The organism is Allosphingosinicella sp. (assembly GCF_059502505.1).
The window spans coordinates 968,961-985,457 of the sequence record NZ_JCACEU010000014.1 but is presented as its reverse complement, the minus strand read 5'-3'; the positions used below and the strand labels follow the sequence as shown (position 1 = coordinate 985,457).

The 16,497-nt window shown below is 67.0% G+C and carries 18 protein-coding genes; 12 read left to right on the top strand and 6 right to left on the bottom strand.

Translation table 11 applies throughout. The features are described from left to right. Nucleotides 1–67: 67 nt before the first annotated feature. Nucleotides 68–1,558, bottom strand: a complete 1,491-nt coding sequence (locus AC5JBD_RS07240; protein ID WP_495721080.1) for an FAD-binding oxidoreductase — start codon at nt 1,556–1,558, stop codon at nt 68–70. Nucleotides 1,559–1,630: 72 nt separating this feature from the next. Here AC5JBD_RS07240 and AC5JBD_RS07235 point away from each other — a divergent pair, with 72 nt between their 5' ends. The 6 genes from AC5JBD_RS07235 to AC5JBD_RS07210 all read left to right on the top strand — a co-directional run bounded on the left by AC5JBD_RS07235 (nt 1,631) and on the right by AC5JBD_RS07210 (nt 7,748). After that, complete coding sequence (locus AC5JBD_RS07235; RefSeq protein ID WP_495721079.1) at nt 1,631–2,110, top strand: hypothetical protein; 480 nt, start codon at nt 1,631–1,633, stop codon at nt 2,108–2,110. A gap of 87 nt (nt 2,111–2,197) precedes the next feature. Next, a complete protein-coding gene (locus tag AC5JBD_RS07230; protein ID WP_495721078.1) occupies nt 2,198–3,538 on the top strand; it encodes a DEAD/DEAH box helicase in 1,341 nt (446 codons plus the stop codon). A gap of 92 nt (nt 3,539–3,630) precedes the next feature. Beyond that, nucleotides 3,631–4,728, top strand: a complete 1,098-nt coding sequence (locus AC5JBD_RS07225; RefSeq protein WP_495721077.1) for an ABC transporter ATP-binding protein — start codon at nt 3,631–3,633, stop codon at nt 4,726–4,728. Beyond that, complete coding sequence (locus AC5JBD_RS07220; RefSeq protein WP_495721076.1) at nt 4,725–5,612, top strand: carbohydrate ABC transporter permease; 888 nt, start codon at nt 4,725–4,727, stop codon at nt 5,610–5,612. The genes AC5JBD_RS07225 and AC5JBD_RS07220 overlap by 4 nt, the downstream gene beginning before the upstream one ends. Continuing rightward, complete coding sequence (locus AC5JBD_RS07215; RefSeq protein ID WP_495721075.1) at nt 5,602–6,438, top strand: carbohydrate ABC transporter permease; 837 nt, start codon at nt 5,602–5,604, stop codon at nt 6,436–6,438. The genes AC5JBD_RS07220 and AC5JBD_RS07215 overlap by 11 nt, the downstream gene beginning before the upstream one ends. Beyond that, complete coding sequence (locus AC5JBD_RS07210) at nt 6,435–7,748, top strand: ABC transporter substrate-binding protein (protein ID WP_495721074.1); 1,314 nt, start codon at nt 6,435–6,437, stop codon at nt 7,746–7,748. The genes AC5JBD_RS07215 and AC5JBD_RS07210 overlap by 4 nt, the downstream gene beginning before the upstream one ends. A 10-nt stretch (nt 7,749–7,758) precedes the next feature. Here AC5JBD_RS07210 and AC5JBD_RS07205 read toward each other — a convergent pair whose 3' ends face one another. Both AC5JBD_RS07205 and AC5JBD_RS07200 read right to left on the bottom strand, forming a co-directional pair. Next, nucleotides 7,759–8,415, bottom strand: coding sequence for a prolyl hydroxylase family protein (locus tag AC5JBD_RS07205; RefSeq protein ID WP_495721073.1), 657 nt, complete (start codon nt 8,413–8,415; stop codon nt 7,759–7,761). A gap of 28 nt (nt 8,416–8,443) precedes the next feature. Further along, a complete protein-coding gene (locus tag AC5JBD_RS07200) occupies nt 8,444–9,178 on the bottom strand; it encodes a 3'(2'),5'-bisphosphate nucleotidase CysQ (protein WP_495721203.1) in 735 nt (244 codons plus the stop codon). Between the two features lie 57 nt (nt 9,179–9,235). Here AC5JBD_RS07200 and AC5JBD_RS07195 point away from each other — a divergent pair, with 57 nt between their 5' ends. Further along, nucleotides 9,236–9,874, top strand: a complete 639-nt coding sequence (locus tag AC5JBD_RS07195) for an SGNH/GDSL hydrolase family protein (protein WP_495721072.1) — start codon at nt 9,236–9,238, stop codon at nt 9,872–9,874. A 113-nt stretch (nt 9,875–9,987) separates the two neighbouring features. Next, entirely contained in the window at nt 9,988–10,425 is a 438-nt protein-coding gene (locus AC5JBD_RS07190; RefSeq protein WP_495721071.1) for a DUF4383 domain-containing protein, read from the top strand. 61 nt (nt 10,426–10,486) lie between these two features. Here the strand turns inward: AC5JBD_RS07190 and AC5JBD_RS07185 are convergent, their stop codons facing one another. Beyond that, nucleotides 10,487–11,515, bottom strand: a complete 1,029-nt coding sequence (locus AC5JBD_RS07185; protein WP_495721070.1) for a YsnF/AvaK domain-containing protein — start codon at nt 11,513–11,515, stop codon at nt 10,487–10,489. 41 nt (nt 11,516–11,556) lie between these two features. Continuing rightward, the gene (locus AC5JBD_RS07180) at nt 11,557–11,925 is read right to left on the bottom strand and encodes a YsnF/AvaK domain-containing protein (RefSeq protein ID WP_495721069.1); all 369 of its coding nucleotides are present in this window, start codon (nt 11,923–11,925) and stop codon (nt 11,557–11,559) included. Nucleotides 11,926–12,196: 271 nt separating this feature from the next. On the opposite strand from AC5JBD_RS07180, the gene AC5JBD_RS07175 reads away from it, so the two are divergent. Then, on the top strand, nt 12,197–13,465 hold the full coding sequence (locus AC5JBD_RS07175; protein ID WP_495721068.1) for a L,D-transpeptidase family protein: 1,269 nt from the start codon (nt 12,197–12,199) through the stop codon (nt 13,463–13,465). 109 nt (nt 13,466–13,574) lie between these two features. Next, nucleotides 13,575–13,775 carry a hypothetical protein gene (locus tag AC5JBD_RS07170; protein WP_495721067.1) on the top strand — a complete coding sequence of 67 codons (201 nt, stop codon included), beginning with the start codon at nt 13,575–13,577 and terminating at the stop codon, nt 13,773–13,775. On the opposite strand, the gene AC5JBD_RS07165 is transcribed toward AC5JBD_RS07170, so the two are convergent. Beyond that, the gene (locus tag AC5JBD_RS07165) at nt 13,757–14,374 is read right to left on the bottom strand and encodes a murein L,D-transpeptidase catalytic domain family protein (RefSeq protein ID WP_495721066.1); all 618 of its coding nucleotides are present in this window, start codon (nt 14,372–14,374) and stop codon (nt 13,757–13,759) included. The genes AC5JBD_RS07170 and AC5JBD_RS07165 overlap by 19 nt on opposite strands. Before the next feature lie 200 nt (nt 14,375–14,574). On the opposite strand from AC5JBD_RS07165, the gene AC5JBD_RS07160 reads away from it, so the two are divergent. Both AC5JBD_RS07160 and ligD read left to right on the top strand, forming a co-directional pair. Continuing rightward, nucleotides 14,575–15,621, top strand: a complete 1,047-nt coding sequence (locus AC5JBD_RS07160) for an ATP-dependent DNA ligase (protein ID WP_495721065.1) — start codon at nt 14,575–14,577, stop codon at nt 15,619–15,621. Further along, nucleotides 15,618–16,493, top strand: a complete 876-nt coding sequence (gene ligD, locus AC5JBD_RS07155) for a non-homologous end-joining DNA ligase (RefSeq protein ID WP_495721064.1) — start codon at nt 15,618–15,620, stop codon at nt 16,491–16,493. Before AC5JBD_RS07160 ends, ligD begins: the two co-directional genes overlap by 4 nt. Nucleotides 16,494–16,497: the final 4 nt, after the last annotated feature.

Genomic DNA, 16,497 nt, shown 5'->3' with positions numbered 1-16,497 from the left:
TCACTCTCCATGAGAACAGGAATATAGGGGCGCCCCTGCCGGCAGCCCGGAATGTCGGGTGAAGCGTCTATGGCTGAACCGGCGCTTCCGCAAGTCTGTCCTGAGTGGCGTTCGCGGGGCTTTCCTCGGCCGCATCGAGGGGCGGGACGAGCTTGCCGGGGTTCATGATGCCCTTGGGGTCGAGCGCTTTCTTGATCGCCCGCATGACCCCGAGCCGGGCCGGATCGCCGAGCCGGGCGAGTTCGGAGAGGCGCATCTGCCCGATCCCGTGCTCCGCCGAGATGGAGCCGCCTGCGGCGACGACGAGATCGTGCACATACCGGGTCACGATCCAGCCTTCGGACGCCAGCCAGTCCGGTCCGGCGCCGGCCGGCGCGCGCACGTTGAAGTGTACGTTCCCGTCACCGAGATGCCCGAAGGCGATGACGTTGGTCCCCGCGAAGCGGCCCTCCACCGCCGCCGTGGCTTCGACGATGAAGCTGGGCATCATCGCGACCTCGACCGAGAGATCGTGCTTGGCGGCGGGGCCGTCCTTCTGCTCGGCTTCGGAGATGCTGTCGCGGAGGCGCCAGAAGGCCTCCGCCTGCGCCTCGCTGGCGGCGATCACCGCATCGCGGGCAAGATTGGTGCCGAAGGCCGATCGCAACGCCGCGCTCAGCGCCTTTTCCGGGTCCGGCGCGACCATCGGAGCGGTCGCTTCGATCAGCACGTTCCATTCGTGCATCGATTCAAGCGGCGCGCGCGTGCCGGGGATGTGCCGGAGAACGAGGTCCAGCGCCGAGCGCGGGATCAGCTCGAAACCCTCAATCGAATCGCCCATGCTGGAGCTCAGCAGCTGCAGCAGCTCGAGCGCCTTGGCCGGCGAGGAGACGCCGATCCAGGCCACCGCCCGCGATCCGATCGCCGGCACCAGCTTCAGGCTCGCCGCCGTGACGATGCCGAGCGTGCCTTCGGCGCCGATCAGCAGCTGCCGGAGGTCATAGCCGCGATTGTCCTTCTTGAGCGGCGCCAGGCCGTCGAACAGGGTGCCGTCCGGAAGCACCGCCTCGAGACCTTGGACGAGGCCGCGCATGGTGCCGAAGCGCAGCACCTGCGTCCCGCCGGCATTGGTCGAGATGAGGCCGCCGATGGTCGCCGAGCTCCTCGCGCCCAGCGTCAGCGGAAACCGACGTCCGTGGATTTCGGCCACGTCGTGCAGCCGCGACAGGACCACGCCTGCCTCGCAGACCGCGCCGTTGCTCTGGCCCGAGATGGAGCGGATGCGGTCCATCCGCCGCATCGACAGCAGCAGCGAGGCGCCGTCCTCGGACGGCGTCGCTCCCGCCACCATCGAAGTGTTGCCGCCTTGCGGCACGATCGGAACGCCGGCCGCCGCGCAGAGCTTCACGACCTCGATCACCTCCTCGGTGCTTGCCGGCGAAGCCATGGCGAGGGCGGCGCCGCGATAGCGTCCCCGCCAGTCCTGCAGCCACGGCGCCAGGTCCGCGTGATCCCGCGTCAGGCCCTTGGGCCCGAGAGTCGCCCCGAGGCGCTCCAGCAGATCGTCCCCGTTTGCCATCATCCAGCCACGCGTTCATTAGCCGTCCCGAGGGGAAGCCGCAATTAATCGCATGTTCAAACGCAACCATGAATGTCGGGCGCGAATGGAACCCACATCGTGATCGACTGGAGCGCGGCATTGCTGATGCTCGCGGCGCTGGGCGGCGTGCCCGATGCGCCCAATGCCGCTCAGCCGATGCAGTTCGCGCAGCTGACTGTGCGCCAGCAGATCCTGGTCCGCGTGCCGGTGCAGCTGAGGCCCATGCGCAAGCCCGACCCGCAGATCGAGTGGAAGGAAGACAAAGGCCCCAAATGCGTGGCCGCCCGCTCGATCGCGGGGGCGACCGCCTTGCGGCAGAAGAGCTTCGATCTGATCCTGCGCGACAAGAGCCGCATCCGCGCGCGGCTCGACCGCAGCTGCCCGGCGCTCGATTATTATTACGGCTTCTACATCAGCCCCGATGCCGACGGGCAGATCTGCGCGGATCGCGATTCCATCCGCTCACGCGTCGGCGGCGAATGCGAGATCGATGCCTTCCGCACGCTGCGCGCGGCCAGGCGCGATGACTGAGCTTGCTTGACAATTAACCTTTGATCGCTTCAAGCGGCCCACCAGGGCGCTGAGCAGGACCAGCGTCTCTTATTTTCCGGACCAGCAATGACTTTCGCCAATCTCGGCCTCTCAGACGAATTGCTCCGCGCGGTGACGGAATCGGGCTATGACGAGCCGACTCCCATCCAGCGCCAGGCGATCCCCTCGGTTCTGATGGGCAAGGACCTGGTCGGCATCGCCCAGACCGGCACCGGCAAGACCGCCGCCTTCGTCCTGCCGATGATCGACATCCTCGGCGAAGGCCGCAGCCGCGCGCGCATGCCGCGCTCGCTGATCCTCGAGCCGACCCGCGAACTTGCCGCTCAGGTCGCCGAGAATTTCGAGAAATACGGCAAGTATCACAAGCTATCCATGGCCTTGCTGATCGGCGGCGTCTCGATGGGCGATCAGGTGAAGGCGCTGGAGAAGGGCGTCGACGTGTTGATCGCGACGCCGGGGCGGCTGATGGACCTGTTCGGCCGCGGCAATATCCTGCTCACCGGCTGCAACCTGCTCGTGATCGACGAGGCCGACCGGATGCTCGACATGGGCTTCATCCCGGACATCGAGCAGATCTGCACCAAGCTGCCCTCGAACCGCCAGACCCTGCTCTTCTCGGCGACCATGCCGGCGCCGATCAAGAAGCTGTCCGAGAAGTTCCTGAGCAGTCCCAAGACGGTCGAGGCCGCCCGCCCCGCCACCGCCAACATCAATATCGACCAGCGGCTGCTGCGGGTCGACGCGCGCAAGAAGAAGGCTGCGCTCGAGCGGCTGCTCGAAGATGAGGCGGTGAAGACCGCGATCATCTTCTCCAACCGCAAGACGACAGTGAAGGAACTGGCGCAGAGCCTCCGCCGCGACGGCTTCAAGGCCGGGCCGATCCACGGCGACATGGAGCAGCCCGAGCGCCTTAAGGAGCTCGACCGCTTCAAGACCGGCGAGATCAACATCCTCGTCGCGTCCGACGTCGCCGCGCGAGGCCTCGACATCAAGGGCGTCAGCCACGTCTTCAACTTCGACGTGCCTTGGCAGCCGGACGATTACATCCACCGCATCGGCCGCACCGGCCGCGCCGGTGCGACCGGCGTCGCGATCACGCTCGCCACCGCCTCCGACGCCGACCAGCTCGCTGCGATCGAGAAGATGCTTGGCCAGCCGATCCCGCCGATGGAAGGCAGCGCCGAGCCCGCTCCCGCCCCTGAGGAAAAGCCGAAATCGCCTGAGCGCAAGCCGAAGGCGGAGCGGCCGGAGGCGAAGAGCCGCAGAAAAGCCGCCGACGAGCAGCCCAGGCCTGCAGCGGAACGCAAGCCCCGGCGCGCATCGGAGCCGCGCGAGCAGGAGCTCGAACTCGCCGATGACGGCTGGAACGGCCCGGTGCCTAGCTTCCTCGGCCAAGGGCTCAGCTAAGCTTCCGCTCGGTCTTGCCAACGGGCCGAGACTGCCTCACCCTAATGTCAGACAAATGGCGCCGCCCCATGGTGGCAGCCGAGGGGAGAGCCTTGCCGAGCCTTGAACTGAGCAACGTGCGCAAGGCCTATGGCTCCACGCTCGTCCTCGACGACGTGTCGCTGACCATGGCGGATCGCGAGTTCGTCGCCTTTCTCGGTCCCTCGGGCAGCGGCAAGTCGACCCTGCTCCGCATCATCGCCGGGCTGGAGACGCTCGACGGGGGCGAGGTGCGGCTGGACGGCAGGCGCATCGACAAATCGGCTCCGGGCGATCGCGGCGTCGCCATGGTCTTCCAGCATTATGCGCTCTACCCGCACATGACCGTGCGCGAGAACATGGCGTTCGGCCTGCGCAATGTCGGCGTGCCGAAGGCCGAGATCGAGCAGCGCGTCGCCGATGCCGCCCGGGTGCTGGAGATCGAACCGCACCTCGACAAGAAGCCCGGCCAGATGTCGGGCGGACAGCGGCAGCGCGTCGCGATCGGCCGCGCCATAGTCAAGCACCCCAAGCTGTTCCTCCTCGACGAGCCCCTCTCCAACCTCGACGCGGCGCTCCGCATGCGCACGCGGATCGAGCTCGCCCAGCTCCGCAACCGCGTCGATGCCGCCTTCATCATGGTGACGCACGACCAGGCCGAAGCGATGACGCTCGCCGACCGCATCGTCGTCATGAACGACCGCCGCATCCAGCAGGTCGGGCCGCCGATGGAGATTTACAGCCGGCCGGCAAACACTTTCGTCGCGCGGTTCGTCGGCTCGCCTGCGATGACGCTCGCGCCGGCTGAACTGGTGCCGGGCGACGGACCCCATGCCCGTGTGCGGCTGGGCGACGGCGCGGAGGTGGAGACGCGAGTGCCGCGCTCGGAGCTGCCCGCCGGCGGTGCGCTGCAGCTGGGCTTGCGCCCGGAGAACGTGACGGTCGCAAACGGTGAAGCAACGACGCAGGCCAAAGTCGAATTGGTCGAGCGGCTGGGCGACCGGACGCTTGTTTACGCCCATCTCTCCGATGGCCTCGAGGTTGTCGCCGAGGACGAAGGCAATAGCCGCCTGAAGGTCGGAGATGCGATTGGCCTCAGGATCGTGGGCGTCGCCGCGCACCTCTTCGACGCCGAGGGCCGGGGCTATCACGCGGAGGCGCAACCCGCATGAGGTCCGGCGCGGAGCGGAAGGACTGGAGCGGGCTGCTCTTCGTCCTCCCCTTCCTGACCGCTTACGTCATCATCCTCATCTATCCGCTGCTAAGCGGCATGGCGCTCAGCCTCCAGCGGGTCGATCTGTTCGGCGGCGGCCGTTTTGTCGGGTTGGACAATTATGCCCGCCTGTTCGCCGATGACGTCTTCATCCGCTCGGTGCTCAATACATTCGCGCTCGCTTTGATGATCGTGCCGCTGCTGACTGTGATCGCGCTCGGGCTGGCGCTCGCGCTCAACCGGGCGACGCGCGGCGCGGCGGTGTTCCGGGGCATCTTCTTTTCCTCCTCCGTCCTCTCGGTCACCATCGTCACCCTGATCTGGCGCTTCGTGCTGGCGCCGGACGCAGGTCTTCTGGGGGAGACGGCGCAGGCGATGGGCGCGGAGCCGATCCCGTTCCTCAGCCATCCGACCTGGTCGCTCTGGGCGCTCGCCATCACCACCATCTGGTGGTCGATCGGTCTCCCGATGATGCTGTTCCTTGCAGGGCTCCAGCAGATCCCCGGCGACGTCTACGAAGCCGCGGCGCTGGACCGGGCGAGCCGCTGGACGACCTTCTGGCGCGTAACCTTGCCGGCGCTCCAGCGCACGCTTGTCCTCGTCATCATGCTGCAGACCGCCGCGCAGCTCCAGATCTTCGGCCAGGCGCAGCTCTTGACCGGCGGCGGCCCGGGCGGCGCGACCCGGACGATGGTGCTGTTCATCTTCGAATCCGCGTTCGCCCGGTGGGAGCTGGGCTATGCGACTGCCGCGGCCGAAGTCCTCTTCCTGCTGATCGTGATGATCACCCTCACCCAATATGTAACGACCATGCGCGGATCGGAGGGCGACGGTGGCCGCTGAGCCAGGTCGAACCCGCCGGTCGCCGCTGACGCTGCTCGCGATCCTGCTCGCGGCCGCGGTGATGCTCGCGCCCCTCGTCTGGACTTTGCTGCTCTCGCTCAAGGAGAATAGCGAGCTCGTCGGCAATAGCGGCGCGGCCTTGTCGCCGCCCTACACGCTCGAGAATTATGCCGCGATCCTGCAGGGCAACCAGGTGTTCCGCTGGCTGATCAACAGCCTGATCGTGTCCGGCGGGACCACGCTCGGCGTCCTCGCCTTGTGCAGCCTCGCCGGCTACGGCTTCGCGCGGCTCGACTTCCCGTTCCGCCGCACCCTCTTCATCTTCGTGCTGCTGGGGCTCGCCATCCCCGAGCAGGCTGTGATCCTGCCGCAGCACCAGCTTTTCGCCGAACTGCGGCTCCACAACTCCTATCCCGGGCTGATCCTGCCGGGGCTCGCGGGGCCGTTCGGCGTCTTCTTCATGACCGAATATATGCGGGCAATTCCGCGCGAGCTCGACGAAGCGGCAATGCTGGACGGCGCGTCGCGCCTGACGCTGTTCTGGAAGGTGCTGCTGCCGCTGACCCTGCCCGCGCAGGCGACACTTGGGGTGTTCACCTTCCTCGCGTCGTGGAACGCCTATTGGTGGCCGCTCATCTCGGCGACGCGCAGCGACATGTATACGCTTACCGTCGGCCTGGCCGCAGCTCAAATGAATTATGCGCAGACGAGCGGCCTCGGCTTCCTGATGGCCCAGGCGGTGTTCGCCTCGATCCCCATCTTCATCGTCTACATATTGTTCCAGAAGCAGATCGTGCGGGCGATGGCCGGCACGGCGGTCCGGTGAGGCGCCTCTTCCTCGTCGCGGCCATGCTCCTTGCGAGCGGCTGCAGCGCCGGCGGTGACGGCGGCGACCGAACCGAGATCTACCTGCAGCGCTTCTTCGGCGAGTGCGGCGCCGAATATGGCAGCGCGACCGACGTGTCGAAGGTCGAAGGCGAGTGCGGGATCATCACGACGATGATCAACAAGTTCAACGCCCGCAATCCCGACGTGCAGGTCAGCAGCAACGTCGTCGCCTGGCCGGGCTATCCGCAGCTCTCGGCGCAGATGGCGGCCAAGGACCCGCCCGACCTCGTCACAATGCACACCGGCGTGATCTCGGATTACGCCGCCGAAGGCCTGCTCGAGCCGATCGAACCTTATCTTGCCGAGGCGGGGCTCGCGCCCTCCGCCCTGACGGAAGCGAGCCGGAGCGCGGTCACGATCGACGGCAAGCTCTACGGCCTCCCGTTCGACACTCATGGCGGCCTGTTCCACATCAATACGAAGCTGTTCGCCGAGGCGGGTCTGATGAGGGACGGCAAGCCGGTGCTGCCAACCTCGCCCGAGGAGATGCTGGCGCAGGCGCGTCAGTTCACCGAACGGACCGGCAAGCCCTATCTGATCCAGAGCCTGGTCGGCGACAATGCCTATGCCGCGCGCAACGTCTACACCTACCTGCTGGCGCAGAATGCGGTGCTGTTTACCAGCCCCACTCGGATCCGGCTGCAGACACCGGAGGCCGAGCGGATCGTCGACTTCTTCCGCGCCATCACCGCGTCGGGGACGAGCACGCGCAACCAGGACACGCCCGCGGCGATCGCGAGCTTCATGTCCGGCGAGGGCGGCATCTATCCGACCGGCACCTGGATGATCGGCCAGTTCGAGGCGGAAGCGAACACGCCGGGGCGCCCGCTCTACCGGAGCTACACGGTCTATCCCTATCCCCGGCTCTGGGGCGAGGACGTGAGCTACGTCAGCGGCCATGCCTGGGTGGTGCCCAGGCGCGAGCGAACGCTTGAGCAGCGGCGCGCCATCGCCCGCTTCTTCCGCTTCATCGCCGAGCATAATTTCGACTGGGCCCGCACCGGCCACTTGCCCGCCTTCAAGGCTGTCGTGGAGAGCCCTGCGTTCAAGGCACTGCCGCACCGGATCAACATTGCGCCGGTCGCCACCACCGGGCGGCCGCTACCGGGCGGGGTCCAGCGCCAGAACGCGATCGAAGGGCTGGTTGGGGAGGAAGTCGCCGCTGCCTTCAACGGTCAGAAGTCGACCAGGCAAGCGCTCGCCGATGCCGAGCGGCGGGTGAACGAGCTGCTCGCCCAGACGAGCTGAGGGCAGAAGCTCACTCCTCGTCCGCCGGATAGCCCCAGCGCCGGCCGCGGAACCACTTGGTGACGATATACTTCACCCCCGCCGTCACCGGCATGCCCTGGTGAAGCGAATAGGTGTTGGGCTCGCCGGCAAGGTCGAGATTGTTCCACATCAGGAGGTTGCCGGCCTTGGGCGTGATGCGGACACCGGCGCGCTCGAAGAAGGTCTGGCCGCCTGCCTCGACGTCGTTGAGGAAGGCCATCGCAGTCCAGGTGCGCTGGCCGCCGACCTTCTCCTGCGCGGGCCAATAGGGCTGGTCGGTGTAGAAGAAATCGTGATGGGGCTTGAACTGCTGGCCGATGGCGTAGCGCTGGCCCTGGAGCGTCTCGGCGAACTCGCGGTCCATGCCCATGAACGAGGCGATCTTGTTGTCGACGAAGCGGACCAGCGGGTCGGAGGGGCTCAGCTCGCAGGTCTGGCTGGTGCGGAATTCGGGATCGGGATCGTCGGCGAGCAAGCCCGACGGCTTGAGGTCGGAATCGATCCGCTCGATCAGACCCGAACATTCCTTGGCGCTGAGAAAGTCGCGGACGACGAAGATTTCGAGCCCGGTCGCTGGCACCTGAAAGACGTTCGGCCGCTTCGCGAGGGTTTTCCGGACGACCTCGCCGATTTCCCACAAATACATGAAAAGGCTCTCGCTTCCCGTGCGCCGCTCATCCCCCGGCGGCAAATAGCGCCGCGCGGACCGGCTCGGCAAGCTCGGGCCGGCAGATCAGAAGGTCGGGCAGGTTGGTGTCCGCCTGGTTGTAGACGAGCGGGCAGCCGTCGAGCCGCGCGGCGTGGAAGCCGGCGGCGAGCGCCACGCCCACCGGCGCACAATTGTCCCATTCGTGCTGCCCGCCTGCGTGGAGGTAGATGTCGGCCTCGCCCGTGATCACCGCCGCCGCCTTCGCGCCTGCCGAGCCGAGGGGGACGAGATCGGCCCCCAGCGCGAGCGCGACGCGCTCGGCTTCGGCGGGAGGGCGGGTGCGGCTGACGAGAATGCGTAGTCTCGACGGCGCCTCCGCAGGCGGAGGCGGAACATCGGAGCGAAGCAGCAGCCCCTTTGCCGGCAGCGCGACCGCTGCCGCCTCAGGCCTGCCGTCGATCGCCAGGGCGACGTGAATTGCCCAGTCCGGGCGACCTTCCCGATACTCCCGTGTGCCGTCGAGCGGGTCGATCACCCAGACCCGCTGCTTGAACAGCCGTTCGGTCGTGTCGACGCTCTCTTCCGACAGGATGCCGTCGCCCGGCCGCAGCGCCCGCAGCGCGCCCATGATGAAATTGTTGGTGAGCTGGTCGCCGGCCTGCCCGAGCGCCGCTCCCTCCAGCAGGCCGCTGTCGCGCACGGCGAGCGCGATCCGCCCCGCTCCTTCCGCCAGCCGCGCCGCAAGTTCGACGTCACTCAGTTCGTCCACGGATGGTCCCATCTTGCGCGCCGTTCGTTGGCCGGCCGAGGAGCGACCATGGCGCACATCATCCTGCTTGGCGATTCCATCTTCGACAACGGCGTGTATGTGCCGGGCGGGCCGGACGTCGTGAAGCAGCTCCGGCAGGTGCTGCCGACCGACTGGTCCGCCACCCTGCTCGCCGTCGACGGCGCGATCACGAGGAGCGTCACGGGCCAGCTCGCCCGATTGCCGCGCAACGCGACGCACATCGTGCTCAGCGTCGGCGGCAACGATGCGCTCGGCGCATCGCACCTGCTGGGCTCGCGCGTGAGCAGCGTCGGCGAGGCGGTGCTGCTGCTGGCGGAGGCGCAGGACGCGTTTGCCCGCGACTATGACCAGATGCTGGAGGCGGTGCTCGGCGCCGCCCTCCCGACCGCGCTGTGCACCATCTACGACACCCCGCCGTCCGCGCCCCAGCACCGGATCATCAAGGCAGCCCTGTCGCTGTTCAACGACCGCATCACCCGCGCCGCCTTCATGCGCGGGCTGCCGCTGATCGACCTGCGGCTGATCTGCGACGAAGAAGGCGATTACGCCAATCCGATCGAGCCCTCGGTCCAAGGCGGGGCGAAGATCGCCTCGGCCATCGCGAGCCTGTTCACGGCTACGGAGGAGAGGCCGGCGCGATCGACCGTCGTCGCCCGCCCAGGCTGACCGGCGCCGGGACAGCAGGCGATACTGACGCTTCCGAAATGACTGGTTAGCGCTTTGTTAATCGGGTAAAAACCCGCCGTTGCGTGACCAAGGATCAACAGGGAGACTATCTTATGAGTACCCGTACCTTTGCGCTCATCTTCGGTATCGTGTTCCTCATCGTCGGGGCCGGCGGCTTCATTCCCGGGCTCAACATGATGGACCATAGCGGGCATCCGGCGGACGCCGACGTGACGGTTCGATCCTTCTTCGGCTACGAGCTCGGCCTGTTCCCGGTGAACGTGCTGCACAACATCGTCCACCTGCTGTTCGGCGTCTGGGGCCTGCTTGCCTACAAGAGCCTTTCCGCCTCGAAAGGCTACGCCAAGGGCGTTGCGATCATCTACGCGGTGCTGACGGTGATGGGCTTAATTCCGGGGCTGAACACCACGTTCGGGCTGATCCCGCTCTACGGCAACGACATCTGGCTGCACGCGCTGCTCGCCGCCGTCGCGGCCTATTTCGGCTTCGTCTACAAGGACCGCGTCGACACCGCCACCACCCGCGTCTGATCGGCCGGGCAAAGCAAAAGGGGCGGCTGTCGCCAGCCGCCCCTTCTCTTTCGGCTTCAGATCAGAAGCTCTTGTCGCGATCGGTGCGCTCGAAGTCGGTGCGTTCGAAGTCGGTGCGTTCGAAGTCGCTTCCGCTCTTGTTGGTTTCGCCGCTGTCGAAGAAAGCCGAGCGGTCACCGGAGGCGCTGACGCCCTCGTCCACGTCCACTTCGGTGCGGCGGACGGTGTCGTCGATATTCTCGAAATGCTCCTCGGCCGTCTTCTTGACGACGAGCTCCTCGCGGACTCGCGCTTCCTTGGCGACGACCGCTTCCTCCGCGGTTTCGGTCATCTCGATGCTGCGCTCCTGGAACATGTCACCGCGATCCGCAGTGCTGAGCGGCTGGTCGACCGGCCGGCGCTCGACGCTGACATGCTCCTCGCGCAGATTGATCTGCTCGTGGACGGGCACCTCCCGGACGTAGGAGCGAACGCGGGCGCCACCGCGATTGACCTCGCGCTTGCCGACGCGCAGCTCCTCCTCGACCAGCGGGATATGCTCTTCCTGAACCGTGGTGGAGCGCTCGCGCCCTTCCGTGCCGCCGGTGCCGAAGCCGGAGCTCTGCCCGGTGAGCGGCATGCCGGTCGCGCCCGTGGCGAGGCCGCCGGTCTGGGCGCCGGCGGTCGCGCCGGTGCCCGTCATGTTCTCGCTGCCGAACAGGCCGGAACCCGCGTCACTATTGTAGCCGGCCCAGCCGCTGCTCCGCCATTCCTCCTGGCGGCTGTCGAAGTCGACGCTGTTCGACTGGTCGAGCATGCGGATCGCCTCGTCGGCTTCGTCTTCGTCCACCTGAGCGCAGAGAAGATAGCCGCCGCGGCTGATGCCTTCGCCATAAGCGTGGCGGTCCTCGTCCGGCATGAACAGGTCCTTGAGCGACGCCCAGAAGCCCTGATCGCCGGCATCGCCCGATGATCCGTTGGCGGAGGAGCCGCTGCTCTCCTTGTCGATGATGCGGATGCTGTCGGCATCGATGCGCGACGAGGTGAGGCGCTCCCTGGCGGCCTCGGCCTCGGATCGGCTATCGAACAATGCTGTTACCGTACGCGACATTTCATTCTCCTTCAAAGGTGGACAGGATCCCCGCTACTTTCTTAGCGCTCGACGACGGCGCGCTGGCTTTTCAGCAGCACCGGCTGCGCATGTTCTTCCATCTGGGTGCATCGGCGGACGCGAACCTCCTCGACGAGGATCAGCTTCTTCTCGACGACCAGCACCTCCCGAACGACCGGGATGATGGTGACGCCCTCCTCCTCCCGGACGGGCGGGATCTCGTCGATCTCGCGGTCGACCGGCACCCGGTCCACCTCGACAGTCGCGTGACGAAGCGTATCGCGGACGACCGCTTCCTCCTCGTCGACAATCGTGCGCACGCGGACCCGACCCGTCTCGACCTCTCTTTTGCTCGTGACGAGCCGTTCCTCGACGAGCGGGATACGCACGTCGGATGCGTCCTCGGCCATGCTGGCTCCCGCTCCGGATAAGTTTCGGAAAGTTAACCAAGAAACACCCGAGCCGGGCTGCCCGTTCCTGCAATTCACCGCAAACGTGAAACAGTTCGGACTCTCGTGCGGCCGGGTCGACGGACGTCTCAGCGCGGGGGGAGCATCCGCGGCGAGGCGTCACACTGTTGCGCGGAAGAACCGCTCGCCGGAAATCGGAGTCGTCACGCCGCAGTCAGCTTGGCGAAAGCTGGTTTGGCTCAGGAGTTTGCGCTAACAGGAGACCATGCAAATGCCGTCACGTTTCGCAGCCCTGTCGCTGCTTCTCGCCGCCACCGCCACCCCTGCGCTCGCGCAGCTTCAGGAGGGCGAGAAGGCCACCGCCGAGCAGGTCGCCACCGGCGAAGTACCGGCCGAGAAGATCTCCGAGGAAGAGCGGGCGCTGCGCGCTCTGCCGGCCGGCGTCGTGACCCCGACCTGGAGCAAGTCGGCGGCGATGGCGCTGCTCGACTATATCACTCGCGTCGACGAGGAAGGTCTCGATCCCGCCGATTACTCCCCGGAGCGGCTGAACGCGGCGATCGCGTCTAACGACCAGGCGGCGCTCAACGCCACTGCGACCGACACCTTCCTGCGGGTCTCCTCCGATCTGGCGCTCGGCCACGTTCGCGGCGACTCGCGCATGGACTGGCATGTCCACGACCAGGAGGACCTCAACAGCACCGACCAGCTCGCGCTCATGCAGCGGGCGATCGAGAACGAGACGATCCACGACAGCCTCAACTCGCTGCTGCCGACGCACCCGCAATATGCCGAGCTGAAGGCGCTGCTCAGCTCCGCCACGACCAAGGAATTGCGCGACAAGGCCCGCACCAACCTCGACCGCTGGCGGTGGCTGCCGCGCGATCTCGGCCCGCGCTACGTGATCGTCAACGTTCCGGCCTATACTGTCGCCCTGGTCGAAGACGGCAAGGTCGTCGCCCGCCACAAGGCGGTGGTCGGCGCCGCGAAGACGGCGACGCCGCAGCTCGCCGCCACCGCCACGGGCGTCATCCTCAATCCCTGGTGGGAGATCCCCAAGAGCATCGAACCGGAGGTTCGCGGCAAGAAGGGCTATGTCCGCGTCAAGACGCCTGAGGGCGGCTATCGCTACCGCCAGCCGCCGGGCGCCGGCAACGCGCTCGGCCGGATGAAGGTGGTCATGCCGAACAATTACGCCATCTACCTTCACGACACGCCGTCCAAGGCCGCGTTCAAGCGCGACGCGCGTGCGCTCAGCCACGGCTGCATCCGGACGGAGAACCCGCTCGACTTCGCCGCTTTGCTGCTCGGCAACCCGGAATGGGACCGCGCCGCGATCGACCGCGCGATCGCCGAGGGCAAGACGGTGAAGGCCGAAGCGGCGGTTCCGACGCCGGTCTACATCACCTATTTCACCACCGCCGCGCTCGCCGAGGGCAAGGGCATCATCAGCTATCCCGACATCTACAAGCGGGACGACAAGGTGGTGACCGCCCTCAACGCCCAGAGCGGCACGACGCAGGTCGCATCGGCGAACTGATCGGGCGCTGGCCCGCGGCGCCTGCCCGCAATGCGGCGAGCCTGTCCCGCTCGCCCGGACCCAGTTTCGTCGTGAGGTCTTCGCCTGTGCCCGCTGCAGAGCCGGCCTGATGGCGCCGAAAGCCGGCATCGGTTTGGCCATGCTCGCCTTTGCCGCCCTCTCCTTCCTTTCGGATCGGGTGCCGTTCGTGGCAATCGTGCTGCTGCTCGTTGCGGCCGTGCTTTTTGAGTGGCTGCTGGTGAGGGTTCGCGTCGCGGACATCGCCACCGCAACGAAGAGCTCGGCCGTTCCTTACACCTTGTCGGCGTAGAGCAGGCGACCGGAGCCCAAGCGCGTCATCGCTTCGGCGTGGCTGATGCCGGGCAGCGCAAAGCAGCCTTCGCTGCGGCCGAGCTTGCCATATTCCTCCACCACCCGCGGCTCCGCATACCAGGCGCTGTGAACGACGATCGCACGGGTGTCGGCATTGCTGTTGGTGTGATCGAGCCCGGTCAGGCGCATGGAGTGGCCGTATTTACCGAAATAGGCGTCGCCGGTGAGATAGGCGCCGGACGAAGTCGCCTCCGATCCCACTTCGTTGGAGAACATCTCCAGCCAGCCGCTGTGCCCCGGGTCGGAGCCGCGGCCATGGGCGCAGAGATGCTGCGTCAGCATGCCGCTCCTCAGGTCCATGATGTAGAAGCGCGGCTCACGCGAGGGCCGGCTGAAATCGGCGATGCCGATGACGTCGTCATGGGGAATGCGGCTGCGATTGGCGGCAAGGGCCACCAGCGCCCGCGCCTTCAGCTTGGGATCGATATAGGGTTTCAAGGGAGTAATGATCTGCGCTGCGGCCGGCCCGGCGACGCCGCCGAGCAACCCGGCTGCGGCTCCGGCCCGGATCATGTTCCTGCGCGTAAGCATTACCATGCCTTCGATCCTAACGTTTCCGTTCTGTGGCCTCAATGAATCCGCGGCCGCGACTCGTGGACTCAACGCGGTTTCGGCGCGACTGGGCGCATCGTGCGGATGGGCCGTTAACAGGACGTGTGCCGCTGCGCCGGAATGGCACGGGCGCGCGGCGAAGCGTTGCCGCGGAACCCGTTCGGACCGCGGGGCGTCTCTGCGCCATGGGCCGATTCGAGCGACTGAAGGTGAAGCCCGGCACTGCCCCGATGGAGGCGAAGCTGGTCGACGAGCTGCCGGATGGGCCCGCCTGGCAGTTCGAGCCCAAGTGGGACGGCTTCCGCTGCATCGTCTTCCGCGACGGCGGCGATATCGAGCTTCAGTCCAAGGCCGGCAAGCCGCTCGGCCGCTATTTTCCGGAAGTGGTGACCGCGATCGGGGGACTGCAGGCGGAGCGTTTTGCGATCGACGGCGAGCTGATCATCCCGATCGGCGGCATCCTCTCGTTCGACGCGCTGCAGATGCGACTGCACCCGGCGGAGAGCCGGGTCCGCAAGCTCTCGTCGCAGACGCCGGCGCAGCTGATGCTGTTCGATTGCCTCGCTCTCGGCGAACGCGACCTGGTCGCCTGCCCCCTCTCCGAACGCCGCAAGGCGCTGGAGAGCTTCCATGAGGCTGAGGATGAGCCGCTGCTGCAGCTTTCGCCGTTCACCGAGGACCGTAAGGTCGCACAAGCCTGGCTCAAGCAGGCCGGCGGCGCGCTCGACGGGGTCGTGGCGAAGCGGCGCGACGGAGCCTACGAGCCGGGTGAGCGCGCCATGCTCAAGATCAAGCAACTGCGCTCCGCGGACTGCGTCGTCGGCGGCTTTCGCTATGCCGCCAAGGGACGCGAGGTGGGATCGTTGCTGCTCGGCCTCTACAATGAGGAAGGCAAGCTCGATCATGTCGGCTTCACCTCCGCCATACCGTCCGATGAGAAAGCGGCGCTGACCAAACGCCTCGAAGCGCTGGTGGAGGCACCCGGCTTCACCGGCAGCGCGCCGGGTGGGCCCAGCCGCTGGAGCACCGAGCGATCAGGCGACTGGCAGCCGCTGAGGCCCGAGTTGATTGCCGAAGTGCGCTACGACCACGTCACCGGCCGGCGCTTCCGTCACGGCACCAAGTTCCTTCGCTGGCGCCCCGACAAGGCGCCGGAGCAGTGCCGGATGGACCAGCTCGAGCATGAAGCGCGGCCCGCCGAGCTTGCTTCGACGCTGGAGAGCGCGGCATGACTGAGCGGACGGTCGAAGGGGTGCGCCTGAGCAGCCCGGACAAGATCCTGTGGCCGGACCAGGGCGTCACCAAGTCGGAACTGGCGGATTATTATGTAGCGGTCGCCGATCGCATGCTGCCGCACGTCGCGCGCCGGCCGGTGACGATGGTCCGCTGCCCCGTCGGCGCGGAGAAGAAATGCTTCTACCAGCGCCACGCGGCCTCGGGCGTGCTGCCGGAGCTGAAGGAGGTGACGGTTCCCGGCTTCGACGAGCCCTATCTCTATATCGAAGACGCTGCCGGGCTGATCGCCATGGTGCAGATGGGTACGCTGGAGATCCACCCGTGGGGCGTCACGCTCGATGTGCTCGACAAGCCCGACCGGATCATCTTCGACCTCGATCCCGACGAGAGCCTCGGCTTTGCGGATGTGATCGCCGCGGCGCATGACGTGCGGCAGCGCCTCGACGCCCTCGGCCTCACCAGCTTCGTGAAGACGACCGGCGGCAAGGGACTCCACGTTATCGTCCCGATCGAACCGGTCACCGCGTGGCGCGACGCGAAGGCCTGGGCGAAGCTGCTCTCGGAGCAGATGGCCGCGGACGCGCCGGAGCGCTACCTCACCCGCATCTCGAAGGCGGAGCGCAGCGGCCGCATCTTCATCGATTATCTCCGCAACGATCCGACCTCCACCGCCGTCGCCCCCTACTCCACTCGCTCGCGCGCCGGCGCGCCGGTCGCGATGCCGCTCGAATGGGGGGAAGTGACGAACGGCCTCGACCCGACTGCCTTCACCGTCTCGACCGTGCCGAAGCGGATCCGGGAGGTGCCCGACCCCTGGGCAGGGATGCATGAAGTCCGGCAGCGCCTGCCCGCGCTCGACCGCCCATAGAAAT